The organism is Nocardiopsis sp. RV163 (assembly GCF_001029525.1).
Taxonomy (GTDB): Bacteria; Actinomycetota; Actinomycetes; order Streptosporangiales; family Streptosporangiaceae; genus Nocardiopsis; species Nocardiopsis dassonvillei.
Window position 1 is genome coordinate 1 of the sequence record NZ_LEKI01000119.1, and the last position, 18,494, is coordinate 18,494.

At 73.8% G+C, this 18,494-nt stretch carries 20 protein-coding genes; 6 read left to right on the top strand and 14 right to left on the bottom strand.

What is annotated here, in order from left to right; translation table 11 throughout:
• Positions 1–172: 172 nt before the first annotated feature.
• Positions 173–730, top strand: coding sequence for a nuclear transport factor 2 family protein (locus ABD54_RS19055; RefSeq protein WP_047870870.1), 558 nt, complete (start codon positions 173–175; stop codon positions 728–730).
• A 91-nt stretch (positions 731–821) separates the two neighbouring features.
• Here the strand turns inward: ABD54_RS19055 and ABD54_RS19060 are convergent, their stop codons facing one another.
• Entirely contained in the window at positions 822–1,298 is a 477-nt protein-coding gene (locus tag ABD54_RS19060) for a MarR family winged helix-turn-helix transcriptional regulator (RefSeq protein WP_053063619.1), read from the bottom strand.
• Positions 1,299–1,516: 218 nt separating this feature from the next.
• Here ABD54_RS19060 and ABD54_RS19065 point away from each other — a divergent pair, with 218 nt between their 5' ends.
• Together ABD54_RS19065 and ABD54_RS19070 are read left to right on the top strand one after the other, a co-directional pair.
• Positions 1,517–3,334, top strand: coding sequence for an NAD(P)/FAD-dependent oxidoreductase (locus tag ABD54_RS19065; protein ID WP_047870871.1), 1,818 nt, complete (start codon positions 1,517–1,519; stop codon positions 3,332–3,334).
• A gap of 129 nt (positions 3,335–3,463) precedes the next feature.
• Positions 3,464–4,504, top strand: a complete 1,041-nt coding sequence (locus tag ABD54_RS19070; RefSeq protein WP_047870872.1) for an SMP-30/gluconolactonase/LRE family protein — start codon at positions 3,464–3,466, stop codon at positions 4,502–4,504.
• 96 nt (positions 4,505–4,600) lie between these two features.
• On the opposite strand, the gene ABD54_RS19075 is transcribed toward ABD54_RS19070, so the two are convergent.
• The 7 genes from ABD54_RS19075 to ABD54_RS19105 all read right to left on the bottom strand — a co-directional run bounded on the left by ABD54_RS19075 (position 4,601) and on the right by ABD54_RS19105 (position 10,768).
• Positions 4,601–5,398 carry a VOC family protein gene (locus ABD54_RS19075; protein WP_047870873.1) on the bottom strand — a complete coding sequence of 266 codons (798 nt, stop codon included), beginning with the start codon at positions 5,396–5,398 and terminating at the stop codon, positions 4,601–4,603.
• Between the two features lie 68 nt (positions 5,399–5,466).
• On the bottom strand, positions 5,467–5,877 hold the full coding sequence (locus tag ABD54_RS19080; RefSeq protein ID WP_047870874.1) for a VOC family protein: 411 nt from the start codon (positions 5,875–5,877) through the stop codon (positions 5,467–5,469).
• A gap of 20 nt (positions 5,878–5,897) precedes the next feature.
• On the bottom strand, positions 5,898–6,332 hold the full coding sequence (locus ABD54_RS19085; RefSeq protein WP_047870875.1) for a helix-turn-helix transcriptional regulator: 435 nt from the start codon (positions 6,330–6,332) through the stop codon (positions 5,898–5,900).
• 331 nt (positions 6,333–6,663) lie between these two features.
• On the bottom strand, positions 6,664–7,614 hold the full coding sequence (locus tag ABD54_RS19090) for a DUF1177 domain-containing protein (protein ID WP_047870876.1): 951 nt from the start codon (positions 7,612–7,614) through the stop codon (positions 6,664–6,666).
• Positions 7,615–7,734: 120 nt separating this feature from the next.
• Positions 7,735–8,400 carry an aspartate/glutamate racemase family protein gene (locus ABD54_RS19095; protein ID WP_047870877.1) on the bottom strand — a complete coding sequence of 222 codons (666 nt, stop codon included), beginning with the start codon at positions 8,398–8,400 and terminating at the stop codon, positions 7,735–7,737.
• Complete coding sequence (locus ABD54_RS19100; RefSeq protein WP_047870878.1) at positions 8,397–9,104, bottom strand: AroM family protein; 708 nt, start codon at positions 9,102–9,104, stop codon at positions 8,397–8,399. Before ABD54_RS19100 ends, ABD54_RS19095 begins: the two co-directional genes overlap by 4 nt.
• 14 nt (positions 9,105–9,118) lie before the next feature.
• A complete protein-coding gene (locus ABD54_RS19105) occupies positions 9,119–10,768 on the bottom strand; it encodes an OPT/YSL family transporter (protein WP_047870879.1) in 1,650 nt (549 codons plus the stop codon).
• 216 nt (positions 10,769–10,984) lie between these two features.
• Here ABD54_RS19105 and ABD54_RS19110 point away from each other — a divergent pair, with 216 nt between their 5' ends.
• A complete protein-coding gene (locus tag ABD54_RS19110) occupies positions 10,985–11,836 on the top strand; it encodes an IclR family transcriptional regulator (protein WP_013152720.1) in 852 nt (283 codons plus the stop codon).
• Positions 11,837–11,845: 9 nt separating this feature from the next.
• Positions 11,846–12,604, top strand: a complete 759-nt coding sequence (gene pepE, locus ABD54_RS19115; RefSeq protein WP_047870880.1) for a dipeptidase PepE — start codon at positions 11,846–11,848, stop codon at positions 12,602–12,604.
• A 77-nt stretch (positions 12,605–12,681) separates the two neighbouring features.
• Here pepE and ABD54_RS19120 read toward each other — a convergent pair whose 3' ends face one another.
• The 5 genes from ABD54_RS19120 to ABD54_RS28035 form a co-directional block, all read right to left on the bottom strand.
• A complete protein-coding gene (locus ABD54_RS19120; protein WP_047870881.1) occupies positions 12,682–14,208 on the bottom strand; it encodes a hypothetical protein in 1,527 nt (508 codons plus the stop codon).
• Positions 14,205–15,059, bottom strand: a complete 855-nt coding sequence (locus ABD54_RS19125; protein ID WP_047870882.1) for an ABC transporter ATP-binding protein — start codon at positions 15,057–15,059, stop codon at positions 14,205–14,207. The genes ABD54_RS19120 and ABD54_RS19125 overlap by 4 nt, the downstream gene beginning before the upstream one ends.
• Positions 15,060–15,067: 8 nt before the next feature.
• Positions 15,068–15,685 (bottom strand): TetR/AcrR family transcriptional regulator, encoded by a 618-nt coding sequence (locus ABD54_RS19130; protein WP_053063621.1) that lies wholly within the window; start codon positions 15,683–15,685, stop codon positions 15,068–15,070.
• Between the two features lie 692 nt (positions 15,686–16,377).
• Complete coding sequence (locus ABD54_RS19140; protein WP_235432110.1) at positions 16,378–17,106, bottom strand: hypothetical protein; 729 nt, start codon at positions 17,104–17,106, stop codon at positions 16,378–16,380.
• 269 nt (positions 17,107–17,375) lie between these two features.
• Positions 17,376–17,522: a DUF427 domain-containing protein gene (locus ABD54_RS28035; protein WP_394324546.1), complete on the bottom strand. Its 147-nt coding sequence runs from the start codon at positions 17,520–17,522 to the stop codon at positions 17,376–17,378.
• A gap of 258 nt (positions 17,523–17,780) precedes the next feature.
• Between ABD54_RS28035 and ABD54_RS19145 the strand changes: the two genes are divergently transcribed.
• On the top strand, positions 17,781–18,023 hold the full coding sequence (locus tag ABD54_RS19145) for a PLD nuclease N-terminal domain-containing protein (RefSeq protein WP_047870883.1): 243 nt from the start codon (positions 17,781–17,783) through the stop codon (positions 18,021–18,023).
• 147 nt (positions 18,024–18,170) lie between these two features.
• On the opposite strand, the gene ABD54_RS19150 is transcribed toward ABD54_RS19145, so the two are convergent.
• On the bottom strand, positions 18,171–18,494 hold a 324-nt coding region (locus ABD54_RS19150), incomplete at its 5' end, for a S9 family peptidase (protein ID WP_152692061.1).

The window sequence follows — 18,494 nt, forward strand, 5'->3', positions numbered from 1 at the left end:
CCATTGTCCCCGCCCCGCGCCCCGTGCCGTCGGGCGAGCCTGGTCCTGCCGGTACCACCCTCGACGCGGTCTTCCTCCCCCGCCCGGCGCCCCGGATCATCGAGAGCACACCGCACCGGGCGCACCGGGACCGCCCGGAACGCGCGGCGGAACACAACGATCGGAGACTTCCATGCACGACCAGAGGCTGACCCCCGCCACCCACGCCGGACTCGCCGTGGCCCGGGAGTTCGTCCGCGCCGTCGAGGCCAAGGACATCGAGGCCGTGGCCCGGACCCTGGCCGACGACGCGCGGCAGCTGTTCATGCACGTCCGGAGCGCCACGACCCCCGAGGGCGTCACGGACATCATCGAGGGGCGCACACGGGGCCTGTGCGTGGCGGACGTCAAGGGCAGGAGCGAGGTCCTGGCCTACACGGGCGCACTGTTCGACAAGTTCGCCCCGCTGCGGTGGCGCGACCACGCGTGGCGCGTCTCGCCCGACGGCCGCCAGCTCTTCTTCCACGGCGTCGGCGACATGGTCGTCGCGCGCACGGGCCAGCCCTACCGCAACACCTACGTGACGCGGTTCGACGTCGAGGACGGCCGGATCGTCCTCATGGCCGAGTACGGGAACGCGCTCATGTACGCCGGTCTGGGCGTGCGCCCGAACCGGGCCGAGTTCCGGGCCCTGCTGCGCGCGGTCGGACGCATGGTCTCGCCACGGCTGTCCGCACGGTCGGGCCGGTAACCCTCCCGCCCCGGACGGGCGGGGCGCGGCCCTGTCCCCAGTCGCCCCGGACATGGGGCCGCCCGGTGACCGGCCCGCCCGACGGAGGGGGTCAGTCCGGTGCGCCCAGCCGGGAGATCTCCCTGCTCACCGCCCGGAACCCCTGTTCGAGGGCGCGCAGGTCCTCCATGGGCAGGCCCATGAGGATGTCGTCGCGAAAGGGCCGCGCCACCATCAGGCGCCGCACGACCGAGGCGCCCAGGGGCGTGGCGCGGAGGCGGCGGACGCGCTGGTCGTCGGGGTCGGCCGAGCGCTCGGCGACGCCGTGGGACACCAGCCGGTCGAGCACGCCCGACATCGACGCCATGGAGACGCCGAACGACTCCGACAGCCCCCTGCCCGTCGCGCCCTCCTCCGTGGTGACCAGGACCATGAGCACCCTGAGCTGCTGGATGGTGAGGTCCATCGACAGCAGGTTCTGCAGGAGGGCGGCCATCACGGTCTCCTCCATCGTCCCGTTCAGGGTCTGGATCTCGCGCACGATGCGTTCGCGTTCGTGTTCGCCCTGTTCGGTCGCCTGTTGCCGCATAGCCGCCATGATAGAGCGCCGCGACGGGCTCTCCCGGACCCAAATACTTAGCCTGATGCTAAGCTTTTTGGCGCACGGTTCAACGACACCGCCGCCGCATCGGGACGGCAGCCGCCCGGATCCCGTTCCACGCTCCCGTGAGCACCACGGCCATCCCCCGCGCGAACCCGGCGCCGCGTCCGCGTCGCGATGCGACGGCAACGAAGTGAGGACGGCACATGGGCACAGCCTCCGACGCGACCGCCGACACCGGCGACCGCACCGAGGAGATCGACCTCGACGCGCTGCGGGCCAGGTACGCCCGCGAGCGCGACCGCCGCGTCCGCCCCGACGGCACCGGCCAGTACCGCTCGGCCTCGGGCGGGTTCGGCTACTACGCCAAGGACCCCTACACCCCGTGGACCGAACGCGAACCGCTGACCGACGCCGTGGAGGTGCTCGTGATCGGCGGCGGTTTCGGCGGCCTGACCACCGGTGCGCGGCTGCGCCAGGCGGGCGTGGAGTCGATCCGGATGATGGACGAGGCGGGCGACTTCGGCGGGACCTGGTACTGGAACCGCTACCCGGGCATCCACTGCGACATCGAGTCCTACTCCTACATGCCCCTGCTGGAGGAGGTCGGCTACGTACCGAAGTGGCGCTACGCGCCCGGCGAGGAGATCCGCCGCCACGCCGTGGCCATAGCTGAGACCTTCGGGCTGTACCGCGACGCGCTGTTCCACACCCGCGCCACGGCGCTGAACTGGGACGAGGACACTGACGAGTGGGTGGTGGAGACCGACCGCGGCGACCGGATGCGCGCGCGGTTCGTCATCACCTCCTCGGGCACGCTCACCCAGCCCAAGCTGCCGGGCATCCCGGGGATCGACACCTTCCGGGGCCACACCTTCCACACGAGCCGCTGGGACTACGGCTACACCGGCGGCGACCAGACCGGCGGCCTCACCGGCCTCGCCGACAAGAGGGTCGCGGTCGTGGGCACCGGCGCGACCGGCGTGCAGGTCATCCCGCACCTGGGCCGCGACGCGAAGCACCTGTACGTGTTCCAGCGCACCCCCTCCTCGGTGGACGTGCGCGACAACCGCCCCACCGACCCGGAGTGGGCGGCCTCCCTCGAACCCGGCTGGCAGCGCGAGCGCATGGAGAACTTCCTGGCGATCGTCTCCGGCGAGCCGGTCGAGACCGACCTGACCCGCGACGGCTGGACCTCCACCGCCCGGCTCCAGCGCAAGATGATCTCCGGCGCGCTGGACACCAGCGTCCCGGCCGAGGAGCGCGAGCGGATCGACGAACTGGTCGACGCCCGCAAGATGAACCAGATCCGGGCGCGCGTGGACGAGGTCGTGGACGACCCGGCCACGGCCGAGCTGCTCAAACCCTGGTACCGCTACATGTGCAAGCGGCCCTGCTTCAGCGACCACTACCTCCAGACCTTCAACCGGCCCGACGTCACCCTGGTGGACACCGCCGACCACGGCGGCGTCACCCGCATGACCGGGGACGCGATCGTCGTCGGGGACGCCGAGTACCCCGTGGACTGCGTCGTCTTCGCCACCGGGTTCGACGTGGGCGTGTCCGGGGTGATGTCGGGAACACTGCCGGTACGCGGGCGCGGCGGGCGCGACCTGCTGGACTCCTGGAGCCGCGGGCCCAGCACGCTGCACGGCTTCTACAGCAACGGGTTCCCGAACCTGTTCCACCTGGGCGCGCTCCAGAACGCCAACTCGGTGAACTTCGCGCACATCCTGCTGGAGCAGGCCGAGCACATCGCCGCCGTCGTCGCCGAGGCCCGCAAGACCGGGGCCCCGGTGGTCGAGCCCTCCCGGGAGGCCGCCGACGCGTGGGGCCGGACCGTCCGGGAGACCGCGCACGACAACTCCGCGTTCCAGGCCGAGTGCACGCCCGGCTACTACAACCGCGAGGGCGCGGGCGTGCACGGCGGGTTCTCCTACAGCCCCGGCCCCGTGGCCTTCCACCGGCTGCTGGCGGACTGGCGCGACAGCCGCATGCACGAGGTCCTGGGCGCGCGGTCCTGACACCGCGCGACCGCTCCGGCCCGGGCGCCCTCCACGGGCGCCCCGCCCTCCGGGGCGTGTTCGGCGCACGTGCGCCGGACACGCCCCCCGACACCCGATCCCGCATCCCGGACCCCGAGGGGAAAACGTATGGAACAGCACTGCCCCAGGCCGCGACGAACGGTGGCCGCCCGCGCACTCGCCGCGCTGGCCCTGACCGGCGCGGCGGCCGGATGCGCCGCCCCCGCCGCCACGAGCGGGGACGGCCGGGACGGCGGGACCGAGCGCACCGCCGAACTCCTGGTCCGGGTGACCTCCGTCCACGAGGAGACGGGGATGACCCTGCTCGAAGGCCCGACCTTCGACGCCGACGGGCGCCTGCTCGTCGTGGACGTAACCGCCCCCGCCGGGGAGCCCAAGGTGCTCGGGGTGGACACCGAATCCCGGGAGGTGACCCCGGTGTTCACCGACGGGACCGGCGCCTACACCTCCGCGCAGTTCAGTCCGCACGACGACCGGCTCTACCTGACCGACTTCGCCGGAGGAAGGATCGTCAGCATCACCCCCGGGGGCGGGGACCACACCACGTTCTTCTCCGGGGAGGTCGACGGAGCGCCGATGAACCCCGACGACCTGGCCTTCGACGAGGCCGGGAACATGTACGTCAGCGACTCGGCCGGCTTCGACGGCCCGGCGTGGGAGGCCCGGGGCAGGGTCGTGCGCGTCGACCGCGACACGGCGGAGGCGACCGTCCTGGCCGAGGAGCTGCCCGCGCCCAACGGCATCTCCTTCACCGCGGACTTCTCGGGGCTGTGGGTCGGCCAGTACGGCGCCAACCGCGTGGACCACTACGCGCTGAACGAGGACGGCACCGAGGTGGAGACCTCCCACGCCGCCCTGTACTTCGACGGCGGCACGAGCCGGATCGACTCCATCGCGGTGGACGCCGACGGCAACCTCTACCAGGCCGTCCACGGCCAGCCGCGCGTCTTCGTGTACAGCCCGCTCGGTGAGCACCTGGCGACGGTCGGCGTCCCGGCCGACGCCGCCGAAGGGCTGTACTCGGCCACCAACGTGGCCATCGCGCCCGGGACCGCCGAGGCCTACATGACCGTCAGCGGTGACGACGGCGGGTTCGTCTACTCCTTCGACGCGCTCGCCGAGGGGATCCGCCAGTCCAACGGCGGCTGACCGTCCGCCCCCCGCGCGGGGGGCCGGAGCGGTCGCGCGGCCCGGGACGCGCTCCGCCCCGGACCGGTGGTGTCCACCCGCCCGGGGCGGACCCGTTCACGCGCGTGAAGTGACCGTCCAGCGGTAGCCGTCCGGGTCGGTGAAGTGCCCGGTGTAGTCGCCCCGGTCGGTCCGCGCCGCCGCGGCGGCGACCCGTCCGCCCGCGGAGTCGGCGGTTCGGAGGAGGGTGTCGACCTCGTCGCGGGAGGCGGCGGTGTGGGTCAGGGCGAGGGCGGGGAAGCCGTGGCCCCGATCGTCCACGCCCGCGTCCTTGGCCAGGGCCCTGCGCGTGAGCAGGCCCAGGCCGCAGGCGCCGTCGGTGACGGTGAAGTCGACGAACGCGTCCCCGTAGTCCCGGTCGGCGCTCATACCCAGCGCCTCGTAGAAGGCCTTGGACTCCGTCGGCCGCGAGACGCCCAGGTAGAGCGCCGTCTCGGTCGGCCTGACCGGCGGGGTCAGGGGCCTGGTGTCCTTCTTGGTGGCCGCGGCCAGCTTCCACAGCGCCCCGTCCGGTGCCCGGTGGACGGCGGTGAACTCGCCGAAGAGCTGCTTCTTCGCCGGTTTGACGACCGACGCGCCGTTGGCGGTGGCGGCGTCGAGGAGGGCTCGGACCTCGTTGGGCTGGCCGACCACCCAGGACAGGACGTAGCCGCGGAAGCCGGCCGTGGCGGGGTCGGCCCCGGTGTCGGCGGCGAGCGCGTCGATCCGGCGCAGGACGAGGCGTCCGGTCCCGTGCAGGTCCAGACCGGCGGCCCCGTCTCCGGTGGCCGTGGGTGAGAGAGCGGCGGTGTAGTAGGCGTGCGCGTCCTCCACCTGCGCTACGCCGAGGGTGATGGTGTCGAGTGAGAGCGCCATGCGGATGGTTTGGTTTTCCTTGTGGGATCGGATCGGATGGTCGCGGCGGGGGCCGCGGGGAACCCCGTTCAGACGGTCTGGTTGACGCGCACGAGGTTGCCGGACGGGTCGCGGAAGGCGCAGTCGCGGACCCCGTAGTCCTGGTCGATCGGCTCCTGGACCACGTCCGCCCCGGCGGCCTCCAGCCGCTGGAAGAGGCCGTCGAGGTCGTCGGTGGCCAGGGTGATCGCGGTGTAGGTGCCCTTGGCCATCAGCTCCAGGACGGTGCGGCGCTCGTCCTCGGTGACGCCGGGGTCGACGGCGGGCGGGTGCAGCACGATGGAGGTCGCGGGGCGCCCCGCCGGACCCACGGTGATCCAGCGCATGTCCTCGTAGCCGACGTCGTTGCGGACCTCGAACCCGAGGAGGTCGCGGTAGAAGGCCAGGGCGGCCTCGGCGTCGGTGTGCGGCAGGAAGGCGTGGTGAATGGTGATGTCCATGCCCCCAACGCTAGGTCCGGCTACGGGGAGCGCGCTTCTTGATTCCTGACCGGTCTTGTCACCTGTTTGGCCAGGCAGGGCGGGATGCCCGCCGCCGCCCGCGAGTGGTCGCGGCGGTAGACGCTCGGCGGCACGCCGACCAGCTCGGTGAACCTCGTGCTGAACGTGCCCAGCGAGGACGAGCCCACCGCGAAGCAGACCTCGGTGACGCTGAGGTCGCCGCGCCGCAGCAGCGTCATCGCCCGTTCGATCCGCCGGGTCATCAGGTACGAGTACGGCGACTCGCCGTAGACGCGGCGGAACTCCCTGCTCAGGTGCCCGGCCGACATGTGCGCCCCGCGGGCCAGCGCCTCGACGTTGAGCGGCTGGGCGTACTCGCGGTCGATCCGGTCGCGGACACGGCGGATGGCGGTGATGTCGCGCAACCGCTGTTCCCGTGCGTCCCTGTCGGCCATAGGTGCCATCATCCCACGCCGCGCCCGCGGCGGGCCGGTCGCGCTGGCGCGCCGGTCGCCGCCGAAGGCGGCGAGGCCCGCCTGCTCGGGGTGCTCCCCGCCCGTCCGGTGGAGCGAAAGTCCCGGATCTGGTCGCGGTGGTCCATGTCCTCCGGGATAGGGAGCCGACCGCGCTCGTGGGAGGTCCTGCCGTTACCCCGAACGGGAGGAACCCCCCGGTCGCCGGGCGGGGTCCGGCGGTGGCGGTACGGGCCCGTGCCCTGCCGCGAAACAGGTGACCGGGAGTGCCGTCCCGCCCCGCGGCCCGGGCGGAGCGGCACTCCTCACGGCCTCAGGAGGCGGCGGACTCGCCCGCGCCGCGCAGGTGGGACATGCTCCCGTACAGCTCCTGGAGCCGCCGCACCTCGTCGGCGTCGACGAAGCGGGCGATGCCGCGGCCGTAGTCCTTCGCGGCCTCGACGACGAACCGGACCGCGCTCTCCACGCTGCGCAGGTCCGTGGCGCCGGTGGCCGACCCGGCGACGGCCTCCTCGGTCACGATGGCCACGCCCACGACCGGGGCGCTGGTGGCCGTGGACGGCTGCAGGATCGAGTTCACGTGGTAGACGCCGTTGCCGTACGGGGTGATGTCCTGCATGGTCAGCGGCATGACGACCGGGGCCCGGCCGGTGGTGCGGGAGACGATGTCGAGCAGGCTCTCCGGGACCCGCACGATCCACCCGTCGACGACGGCCGGGGTGATGGCGATGCCGTGGTGGTTGCAGATCCGGTTGCCCTTGGTGGTGTCCACGGACAGGATCGCGTCCATCGCGGGCAGGACCTCGTGCCGGTTGCTGACGTCCTGGTCCACGACCGAGCCCATGAACGGGACCGGGTCGTGGGGCTGGGTCGGGGCGTCGGGGTCGATGTGGGTGGCCAGCACGACGTCGCCGGGCAGGGCGTCGCCCCGGCGGCGCATGTCCAGGAGCTTGGCCGCCGCGGAGACTGCGGTGAGGGCGCCGTCTCCGTCGCTGACGAAGCCGATCTGCTCCGGGCGCGCGCCCAGGCCGCCGAGGCGGCCGAGGATGCCCAGGGTGGGCGCGGAGCCGCCGGAGGCGGCGCCGTCGGTACCGGCGATCGTCACCCGGACGAAGTCGGTGGACCCGCCCTCGCCCGCGACGGTCTCCACGAGGACCTCGCCGTCGGCCGCGCCGTGGCGGCGCAGGTACTCGGCCACGGACGCCCCGTCGGCGGTCGGGGTGTCGAGCAGGTCGTGGGTCTCGATGACGTGGCTCCAGGACATGGGTTCCCTCTCTCAGGTGGTGGACCGCCCGGCCGGGGCGGTCGTTCGGGTGGTCGCCGCGCGGCCCGCGCGCGTGGGCGACACGGCTTGTCGCTTCGGCGCGTCGTCGCGGTTTCGGGCTCAGCCCCGGGCCGAGCCCTCCGCCGCGCCTTCGGCCGCGCGCACGGCGGCGCGCGCCCCGGCTCGGACGGCGTCCACGACGGGGACGCCGACCCGGTCGGTGAGGCGGGCGGCCAGGCCGATGGTGGTCATGCCGGTGCAGGCGAACATCAGGGTGTCCGCGCCCATGGCGACCAGGCGTTCGGCGGCCCGGACCGAGGCGGCCAGGCCCGCGTCGGTGCGCAGGTCGTGGGTCCGCCGCACGCCCTCGGGCACGAGCGCGGCGACGAGGGCGGGTCCGAGCACGGAGGTGACCGAGTCCGGGGTGCGGGTGGTCAGGTCCAGGACGCCGACCTTCGAGCCCAGTTCCAGGGCCCGGCGGGCCGCGGCCTCCCCCGCCCCGACGACGGGGATCCCGACCGCGGCGCGGGCGGGGGCCAGGCCCGGGTCGGCGGCGCAGCTGACGAGCAGCGCGTCCACGCCGTCCCCGCGTTCCATGCGCGCGGCCAGGTCGGCGACCTTGGCCGAGGCGAGCGCGAAGGTGGCGTCGTCGTGCACGCCGTCGGGCTGGTCGGGCAGGCACCGCGAGACGGCGTCCACGCCGAACTCCTCGCGGATGACGCGGCCGTGCGCGTCGAGCTGCTCCCGGTCGTCGGTGGTGACCACCCGGATGACGCCGATCCTCATGCCGCCGCCCCCGTCCGCGCGCCGAGCGAGTCCAGGACCTCCGAGGCCAGGCGCACGCACACCGACCGGGCCAGGACCACCGGCAGGCCCGAGGCCGCGGCCGCGCGGACGCGCATCCGTTCGGTGTAGCCGACGCAGTCCAGGGCCAGGAGGTCGGCTCCGGCGTCGGCCAGGCGCCGCGCGGCGGCGGCGAGGTCGTCGGGGGTGCCGGTGTAGGGGGAGCACACGTCGGTGAGCACCCTGGTCCCGGTGGGCAGGCGGCGGCCGAACTTGGCCTCGGTGTCGCGCCTCTGCTCGGGCAGGGGGCACACGACGCCCAGGCGTCCGGTGTCGCCGAGCAGGGCCGCGGCCCCGAAGGCGATCATCCGGTCGGGCACGAAGAGCGGCTTGGTGTGCTCCAGCTCCGGGAAGGCGCCGGTGCAGGCGAGCAGCACCGCGTCCACCTCGCGTTCCAGGTCGGCGAGCAGGCCCGGCAGGCGCTCCATGACCAGGGACTCGCCCAGGACGACGGAGGTGCCGTCGGCGAGGCGGGTGGTGAGGGCGTGGTCGTCGGGGGCGGGTGGCCGCGCCTCGATCTGGGCGCGGGTGAGGCCGTCCAGGACGCCCCGCTCGACCACGGTGGCCTCGGGCGCCAGGGCGGTGATCTCCGGGGTCAGGTCCGTGCGCGGCGCCTGGCCGATGGTGACGACTCCGAGTCGTGTCATGGTTCCTCCCGGGTTCAGCGGCTGAAGACGGTGCCGACGGAGTGGACGGAGTCCCCGGCGATGAGCCCGGCGCCGACCAGGGCGATCTCCTGCTCGCCCTTCTCGCCGCGTCGGCGCTCCCACACCAGGCGGATCGCCAGCCCCGCCAGGACGAGCCATCCGGCGTTGGGCGTGGCCACGAGCAGGCCGGTGGCGAGCAGGACGCCCATCTGGCGCCGGGGACCGCCCAGGAGCTGCACGATCGCGCCGGGCACGGCCCACAGGGCGAGCTGGAGCAGGACGGAGGGGTCGCTCAGCCCGGCCTTGATGGTGTCGGCGTAGACGATCGAGGTGGGCGGCACGGCGCCGTCCTCGAACAGGCCCTGCCAGAGCAGCGCGACCATGCCGATGGCGACGGCGAACCCGATCATGGAGGAGATGAGCTGCTGGCGGCGTCCGTCGAGTTCGAAGGCGGTGTAGGGGCGGCGGTCGCGGCGCAGCACCCACCCGGCCTTGAAGTCGTAGCCCATGTCCGCGAAGGCGGGACCGGTGGCCGCGCAGTAGCCCACGAGCAGGGCCAGCGGCACCCCGGGGATGCCCAGCGCCAGGCCGAGGATGAGGAAGATGAGGGTGACCGCGAAGGCGGGGAACCAGCCCGCGTGCATGGCGGCCAGGCCGACGATGAGTTCGTGGACCAGGGCGGCCACGGCGGCGAACAGGACGAACCCGAGGATGCCCGGCCAGCTCATGTCCGCCCAGATCCCGCCGGTGACCGCGAGCACGAGGGCGCCGAGGGCGAACAGCACGTAGCCCGAGCCCAGGACCCGGCCCAGGGTGGCGCGGTCCACCGTGTAGGCCAGGGACGGGTCGTCCTGGGCGGCGCGGTCGCGGGCGGCCTCGCGCTCCCTCTCCCGGCGGCTCTGGCGGCCGGCGAGGATGACCACGATCTGCGCCAGCGCGACCACGCCCGCGCCGATCATGACGCCGTGCGGCACGTAGATCGAGTTGAGGTCGATCCCGATGACCGCCGGGGAGTACTGGGCGACGAGCAGGCCCACGGCGAACATGAGCAGGGCCCAGACGTTGCCGATCATGGCGATGCCCGCCGCCGACATCGGCATGCCCAGGAAGGACGCGCCGAGTCCGACCGCGCCGCCGCCCACCAGGATGGCCGCCTGGCGTCCGCCCCTGTCACCGGCCTTGATGGTCTCGGCCGCCGCCACCCCGGGCGGCCAGGCCGCGTCGGCGGGCAGGAACCGGGAGCCGAACGCCTTGTAGAGCACGAACACGTCGATGAGCAGACCCAGGGACGCGCCCAGCAGCATCGGCCACACCAGGTCGGGGCGGCCGAAGAGGAACGGGATGGCGATCGGGGTGAGCAGGGAGTTCGCCGAGGCGAAGGTCGCGCCGGAGATCGAGGACTGGATGAGGTTCTGCCGGTTGGTGTTGCGCATCGAGCGCAGCCCCAGGAACCCGATCCGGCCGATGAGCATGGCCACGACCGCGCCGATGACGCTGGTGTTGGGCGAGACCCCGAGCGTCGTGATCATGTGGATGCCGATCACCGCCCCGAGGAGGCTCACCAGGACGGTGACGATGACGACGACGGGTTCGAACGCGCGCGGGTGGCGGGCGTTTCCCGGGGTCTGCGGTTCGGTGGACGAACCAGGTGCCGACGGTTCCATGTGTGTCCTTCAGGGATGGCTCACGTCCGTCGAGGACGGAGTGTCGCTGGTCAAAGGCCTGCGGTGCGCGGCTGCCGCGTCCTGGCCCGTCACGCCCAGGCTGCCTCCCGTTCACCCGCCGGGGCAAAGGTTTCCCACTATGTGGGAGTTAAGATCACATTTCGATCCCCGAAGCCGGGGGTGCCGGTCCCTCCTCGGGACGTAGGGTGGGCTTCCATGTCCACCGGTTCCACGGAACGCACCGGCCCGCTCCAGACGGTCGACCGCGCGCTCGACGTCCTCCTCAGCTTCGACGAGTACCGCACGAGCTGGGGCGTCCTCGAACTCGCCGACGAGTTCGGCCTGTCGAAGTCGACCGCCCAGCGCCTCCTGGCCTCCCTGGCGGGCAAGGGGTTCCTGCGCGCCGACCCCGACACTCGCCGCTACAGCATGGGCCCCGCCATGTGGCGCATGGCCGGGCTGTGGGAGCGCTCGGGCGGCCTCTCCGTCCTGGCCGAACCCCTGCTCGCCGATCTGGCCCGCTCCAGCGGCCGCACCTGCCTGTTCTGCGTCCCCGACGGCGCGCACGTGCGCTGCATCGCCGCGGTCGGCGGCTCGGAGGGCCCGCGCCGCTCCCACCCCTTCCTCGACGAGCTCTACCCCGCCCACGCCGGGGCCACCTCCCGGGCCTACTTCGCCTTCCTGGACCCGGCGGAGCGCAGGGCCCTGCTGGCGGGGCGCCCCTCCGCCCGCTTCTCCGACCTCACGCCCTTCGACGAACAGCAGGTCGAGGAGCTCTTCGACGAGGCCGTCGAGCAGGGCTACGCGCTCTCCCAGGGCGAGTACGACGCCGCGTCCCGCGCGCTGGCCGTCCCCGTGTTCGGCGGCAAGCGCCCGGTCGGCTCCGTGACACTGGTGGAGAACAAGCACTCCGACCACGACGACGACCTGCTCGACCACCTGGCGCCGCTGCGCGCCGCGGCCGACGGTCTCACCGGGCTGCTGTCCAACCGCCGCCCGGCACCGCCCACGCGCAACTGGAGGCGGGGGCACGGCTCCCGCCCCTCCCCGCGCCCGACCGCTCCCTGAAGGGGGACCATGCCCGAGCTGCTGCTCTTCTCCAACTCGACCAACCACGGCCGGGGCTACCTCGACCACGCGTGGGAGGAGGTGGAGGCCTTCCTCGACGGCCGCGACGCGGTCGCGTTCGTGCCGTTCGCGGGGGGCGACCACAGTGCCTACACCGCGCGGGTGGCCGAGGCCTTCGCGGCGCGCGGAATCCGCGTGACGGGGGTCCCGGCGGACGCCGGGGCCGCACGGGTCCTGGACGAGGCGCAGGCCGTCTTCGTGGGCGGGGGCAACACCTTCCGCCTCGTGGCCGCCCTCCAGCGCACCGGGCTCCTGGACGACCTGCGCGACCGCGTCCTGGCCGGGCTGCCCTACATGGGGGCGAGCGCGGGCACCAACATCACCGCTCCCACGCTGCGCACCACCAACGACATGCCCATCGTGGAGCCGCCGTCCTTCGCCGCGCTGGGGTTCGTCCCGTTCCAGATCAACCCGCACTACCTGGACGCCGACCCCCGGTCCACGCACCAGGGCGAGACCCGTGAGACCCGGCTGACGGAGTTCCTGGAGGCCAACGACGTGGACGTCCTCGGCCTGCGCGAGGGGACGCACCTGCGCGTGCGGGGCGCGGGGTCGGACGTGGTGAGCGCGACCGTGGGCGGCACCGCCGTGCGGCCGGACGCGCCGGGCCCGGCGATCGTCTTCCGGCGCGGCACGGCCCCCTTCGAGGTGTCGGGCGAGGTGACCGACCTGTTCGCGCGCACGCCCCGCTTCGACCAGCCGGTCTAGGGTCCGCTGCGGGGGCGTCCGGCCCGGTCCGCCCGGCTGCTGGAGCGCGGCCGCGGACCGGGCCGGACGCCCCCGGCCTACGCGCCCTCGATCCGCCGCACGGTGCTCCGCAGCAGGAGCGCCAGCGCGGCGGCCGCGACCAGTGCCCCGCCCGCCAGGCACAGCCGGGGCCCCAGCGGTCCGGCGTCGTAGCCGGGCAGGGCCAGGGCGGGCCAGGACGGCGGGAGCGGCAGCAGCAGGAGGTTCCAGGGCGAGGGCAGGACCCAGGCCGCCACGGGGGTCAGGACCAGGAGCGCGCCGATCCCCTTGACCACGACCAGGGCCTCCACCTTGTTGGCCGACAGCGCGGTCATCGACGCCGTCAGCAGCGGCGCCTGGAGGGCCGCGAGCACCAGGGCGACCACGACCGGCGCGGACCACCCCGAGGCCGTGAGCCCGCTCAGGGGCAGGGCCGCGGCGAGCCCGGCCAGGGACAGGACGGTGACCAGGACCGTCCGGTAGCCGAGGTAGGCGGGCACGGACACCGGCGAGGCGCGCAGCACGAGCAGGACGTTCTCGTCGGAGTCCTCGACGGCGCGCAGGCCGCCGACCACCCCGAACATCATGGGCACGTGCAGCAGGACCAGCGCCGCCAGGACCACGGGGGTGTGCGGCGCGAGGTCGAACCCGTAGGAGCCGAGGACGAACTCCGAGGCCGCCGGGAAGGCGAAGCGGAGGACCAGCGCAAGCAGGACCGGGGCCCCGAGCATGAGCAGCAGCAGGGGGTCGCGCCCGGCGCCGAAGAGGTCGACGCGGGCGAAGCGCGCGATCGCCGGGAGGCCGCCGCGTCCGGTGACCGGCCGGGCCGACCCGCCCGCGCCCCTGCGGTTCGCGTGCCTCCGGGGAGCGGGGGCAGCTCCGCGCCCGACCACGCGGGAGGCGGCGACCGCCCCGGCCGCAGCCCACGCCACGGCGTAGACCGTGCCCGCGGCCAGGGCCGCGGGGGACGCGTCGGGGGAGCCGGGCGCGGCCCCCAGGCGGATGAGGTCGGCGCCGACGGTGGTCGGCACCGCGTACAGGAGCGGGTGCTCCAGGATTCCGCTGACGTGCACGAGGGGGACCAGGACCAGCGGCGCGACGGCGAGCGGGGCCGCGAGGAGGAAGCCCGACAGGTCCCGGGAGCGGGCGCCCACCGCCAGGCACACGGTGAGCAGCAGCAGACAGGTGAGCGCCACCCCGCCCAGGACCGGCGGCAGGGCCTGCGCGAGGTCGGCGAAGCGGCCCCGCAGCGCCGCCGCGAGCATCGGCACGGCGATGAGCAGCGTCAGCGCGGTGAGCACCGCGAGCCGGGCCGCCACCCCCTCCCCCGCGCGCAGCGGGGTCGCGGTCAGCGCCGAACGCGTTCCCTCGGTGCGTTCGAAGAGCAGCAGGGCCGCGGCGAAGAGCGCGCCGAAGCCCGCCGTGTCGAGGAAGAGCAGGTAGGAGGCCACCGTCCCGGCGGCCTCGGCGGGGACCGCGAGCAGGACCAGGGTCCACACGGCGCCGAGGGCGGCGGCCACGGGTGCGACGCCGTAGCGCAGTCCGACCCGCGACTCCAGCGCGGCGGCCGCGAGCAGACGGTTCACAGCTTCTCCCGGGTGACCGTCGCGAAGACCTCGTCCAGCGAGGCCTCGCGGGTGTGCAGCGTCTCCACCTCGCCCCGCCTCAGCAGCTCCAGGAGTTCGGCGTCCTCGGCCAGGGCCTGCATCGGCATCTCCCGGGCGGCCCGCCCGCGCACGCGGGCCACGAGTCCGGGGCGGCCGTAGCGGAGCCTGAAGCCGCGCGGTGTGTCCACGGCGGCGATCCGCCCGCCGGCCACGAAGGCGACCCGGTCGCACAGCAGGTCGGCGGTGACCATGTCGTGGGTGGTGAGGAAGACCGTGCACCCCCTGTCGGCCGCCTCCCGGACTACCTCCCGCAGCAGGGCGGAGCGCACCGGGTCCTGGCCCGAGGTGGGCTCGTCCAGGAAGAGGAGTTCGGGTCTGTTGACCAGCGCCCGGGCCAGGTTGAGCCGCATGCGCATGCCCTTGGACAGGTCGTCGACCCTGCGGTCGGCCGCGTCCGCCAGGTCCACCCGGGCCAGGAGTTCGCCGGGGTCCTCGACGGGACCTCGGTAGAGGGAGGCGAAGGCGGCGAGGTTCTCGCGGGCGGTGAGCCTGCCGAACCCGGCCGGGAGCTCGAAGCCCACGCCCACGCGCTCGAAGTAGTCCGCGCCCCGGTCGCGCAGGGGCCGCCCCAGGACGCGCACCTCGCCCTCGTAGCGGCGCAGCAGCCGGGTGAGCACCTTCTGGGTCGTGGACTTCCCGGCGCCGCTGGGACCGAGGAAGCCGAAGACCTCGCCGCGGGCCACGGAGAAGCTCATCCCCGCGACCGCGGGCCGGTCGGCGTTCGGGTAGCGGACCCGGAGGTCCTCGACGGTGATGACCTGGTCGGCCATGGGAATCCTCAGGGTCGGTGGCGGGCGGGTGAGGGGGCGCGCAGGGCGAGGAAGGCCCGGTCGACGAGCGCGGGCAGTTCGTCCCGCCCTTCCGAGTCGACCCAGGCGACGACGGCCTCGGACAGCACCGCCGAGCAGGCGGCGGCGACGGCCCTGGTCTCCAGGCCGGGGGGCTCGGTCCCGTGCGGTGCCGGATCGGGGGCCTCACCCCGGGCCGGGGTCAGACCGCGTTCGAAGGCGGTGCTCGCCGAGGCCAGGTTCTCGCCGACGCGCGAGCGCAGGGCCGGGATGGACAGCAGGAGGCGGGCCCGGGCCAGCAGCGCCTCCCGGTTGTCCTCGTAGACCCGGCCGAGTCCGACCAGGGCGGCCCGGTGGATCCGCTCGACGGCCGGGAGCGTGTCGGGCTGTTCGCGGACGAGGTCCTCCAGCATCGGGTCGTACTCGTCCCGCAGGACCACGTCCTCCTTGGAGGGGAAGCAGCGGAAGAACGTCATGTGCGAGACGCCCGCCTCACGGGCGATCTGGGCGACCGTGGTCGCCTCGTAGCCCTGCCGCTCGAACAGGCGCAGGGCGGCCTCCTGGATGGCGGCCCTGTTGCGCTGTCTGCGGCGCGTGCGCTGGTCCATGTCCGTTCCGCCCCCGTCCGGTTCCGGCACAAGAATTGTTACTCGCTAACATAAGTTCGTCAACCCCATCCGCGACGGCCCGGAGCCCGTGGAGGCACCGGAGCGGCCCAGCGGGGGGAGCGCTCGCATGGGCCCTTCCAGAACACTTGCGCCACCCGACGCCATGCGCTCCCACCTCGTCGGCCGGTTGGACCCGGCCCCGCGGCGACGCGGAACGCACGGAGGCGGGACCACCCCGCGCGTGCTGCTGGACCACCTGCTGTTCACGGAGTACGAACCGCGCGCGGGCTTTGAGCACCTGCGGATCCGCGGTTCCCTAGACAGCGGGCACGGCTTGTTCGCGATCTACTACGCCCGCCTCCACCACCGCGCGGCGTGCACGAGGCCTACGTCGACCTCGTCATGGACGACGCCCGGGCACCCGGCGACGCCTTGGCCAGCCCCAACCGGACGGCCTTCGGCTGCCGGACAGGCCCGCTGGAGGGCTCCCGCGCCCGCTCGTCCGGGCCTCCCGGTTCCACGGGGGAGACCCCTTCCACGGGGACCGCCTCGGCCGGGAGGGGGACATGCCGCACCCGTGGCCGCCGCCGTTCTGGAACACCGTCGACCGCCTCCTCGGACACGAGCCGGACCTGAACGCACGCGTGTACTTCGTCGGCACCGTCCCGCGCCAGGGCTGAGCCGAACCCGCCTCACGGGGCGAGCGCGGCGGACACACGGGCGAGGCTCGACCCCGTCAGGGCGGAGAAGGTGTCGGGGTTGCGCAAGGAGTACGTTCCGTCGTTGACCCGGACCCCGGCACCGTTCGTCCTCCAGCGCACCGGACCGGACGCCGACCATCGCTCCACGATGGCGGAGGCGAGCGCCTCCGGGGCTTCGGCTCCCACACGTGCGCGCAGCGCCGCCGCCAAACGGCGGACCGCACCGCCCGGCGCGGAACCGTCCGCGCAGGCGGGCAGGAGAAGCAGCAGGCGGGCGCGGGAATCGATGTTCCCCGTCCCGGACGGGCCGTTGTCCGCGGCGGCGAGCAGTTCCGGCCAGGACAGGCCGGGCACCATGCCCTCCCCGGCGTGGACGGCGATGACATCGGCTCCGTCCCAGTCCGGATGGTGCAGGAGGTAATCCACGCCCGCGTCGCCGCCGCTGATGCTGTAGACGACGTAGAGGCAGTGGCCGGTGGCGAGCGGGAGGACGAAGGCCGACAGGGCGTCCCGGCGCCACACCCGGCGCTGGAAGCGTACGTAGTCGTCCCACGCGTGCTCCGAACCGAACAGCCGCCTTCCGATCTCGCCCCGGGCACCGTCGTAGAGGTGCACCAGCCAGAACAGCCTCTGGTCCAGGAGTTCCGGGCGCCGGTTGAGGGGGTTCTCCGAGTGGTACCCCGGAATCCGGACGGGGGGAGGAACGGCATCACGGCTCACGCCAGCCAGTATGACGCCCGCCCGCCCGACGACCGCGTCCCGTAGGAGGCGCCCGAGGCCGTCCGTGGCGGCGTGGGAAGCGTTCGGCACCGGACGGGCGTCTGCGAGCGCGGAGGTGCCGTCGGCACGATCACGGTGCGTTTCGCCACCGACGCGACGATGGTCCCGGTCTGCGTACGGGCTCCGCTGACGCGTGCGATGAGCACGGGAGCCGAGTCGCTCGGCGCGCGGCGGGCACTCCCCGGCGGGAAGGCCCGCCGCGCGACCGCTCAGGGGTCGACGGTGACCCGGACCTCGTCGGGGTTGAAAGCGACGTGCCCGGCGATCTGCGCGACCGCCGGGTAGGGCTCCTCGTACGACCAGACCGCGTCGACCAGCTCCCCGCCCTCAAGGGCCTCGGCGGGTCGGCGACACACCTCAGGACACCGACGAAAGTCGGTCGGCGCACCGACCAAAGCGACTCCCCTCCCAGGTACGCGCAGCCTTAGGAGACGACGCGGTGGGTTCTCCAGACGGATGCGTCGCCACCGCCCGAACACATAGCGTGGTGTCCGTCCCCACGGGGGCGCCCGGTCGGCCCGCACCGACGGACCGCCGGGAGCCCGTCCGCCCGCGGTCCCGCCGCGGCCGGTCGGGGACACCACGCCCGACCCCGGACCTCGAAAGGGAACGACATGCCGCTCCAGGCGCTGAACGACCCGAACCTCCTCCACACCGTGCTCCCGACCCTGCTGCTGGCCGGGGTCGCGTTGGTGTCCCTGGTGGCGGTCGTGCTGATCATCGCGGCGGTGTTCAGCATCCTCACGTCGCGGGTGGACGGGGCGATGAAGGTCGTCTGGCTCATCTTCGTCTGCGTCGCGCCCCTGATCGGGGCCATCCTGTGGTTCCTCGTCGGGCGCAGCCGCGTTCCCAGCTGACCGGTCCCGGCCTTGCGGGAAACGGGAGGCGAAGGCGTCCCCGTTTTCCCCGCGGACCGCGGACCGCGGGCCGGGACAGGCCCGGGGCGAGGCTTCACTCCTGCCCCGGCCCCGGCCCCGGAGGCACGGCCGTGCCCGCTCACCGGTTCACCGTCCGCCGAGGTGGCGCGAGAAGAAGCGGTCGATGGCGCCGAACATGGTGATCAGGTTCTCCGGGTTGACGATGGCGTGTCCCTCGTCGTCGAAGACGAGGTACTCCACGTCCACTCCGCGCTCGCGCAGCGCGGCGACGATGTTGTCGGACTCGGCCTTGACCACGCGGGCGTCGTTGGCCCCCTGGACGACCATCAGCGGCGCGGTGATCCGGTCCACCCGGCTGATCGGTGAGCGGGCCAGCATGTCGGCCTCCTGCTCGGGGACGGCCGGGTCGCCCACGTAGCGGTACCAGTTGTTGACCAGCGCGGGCCGCAC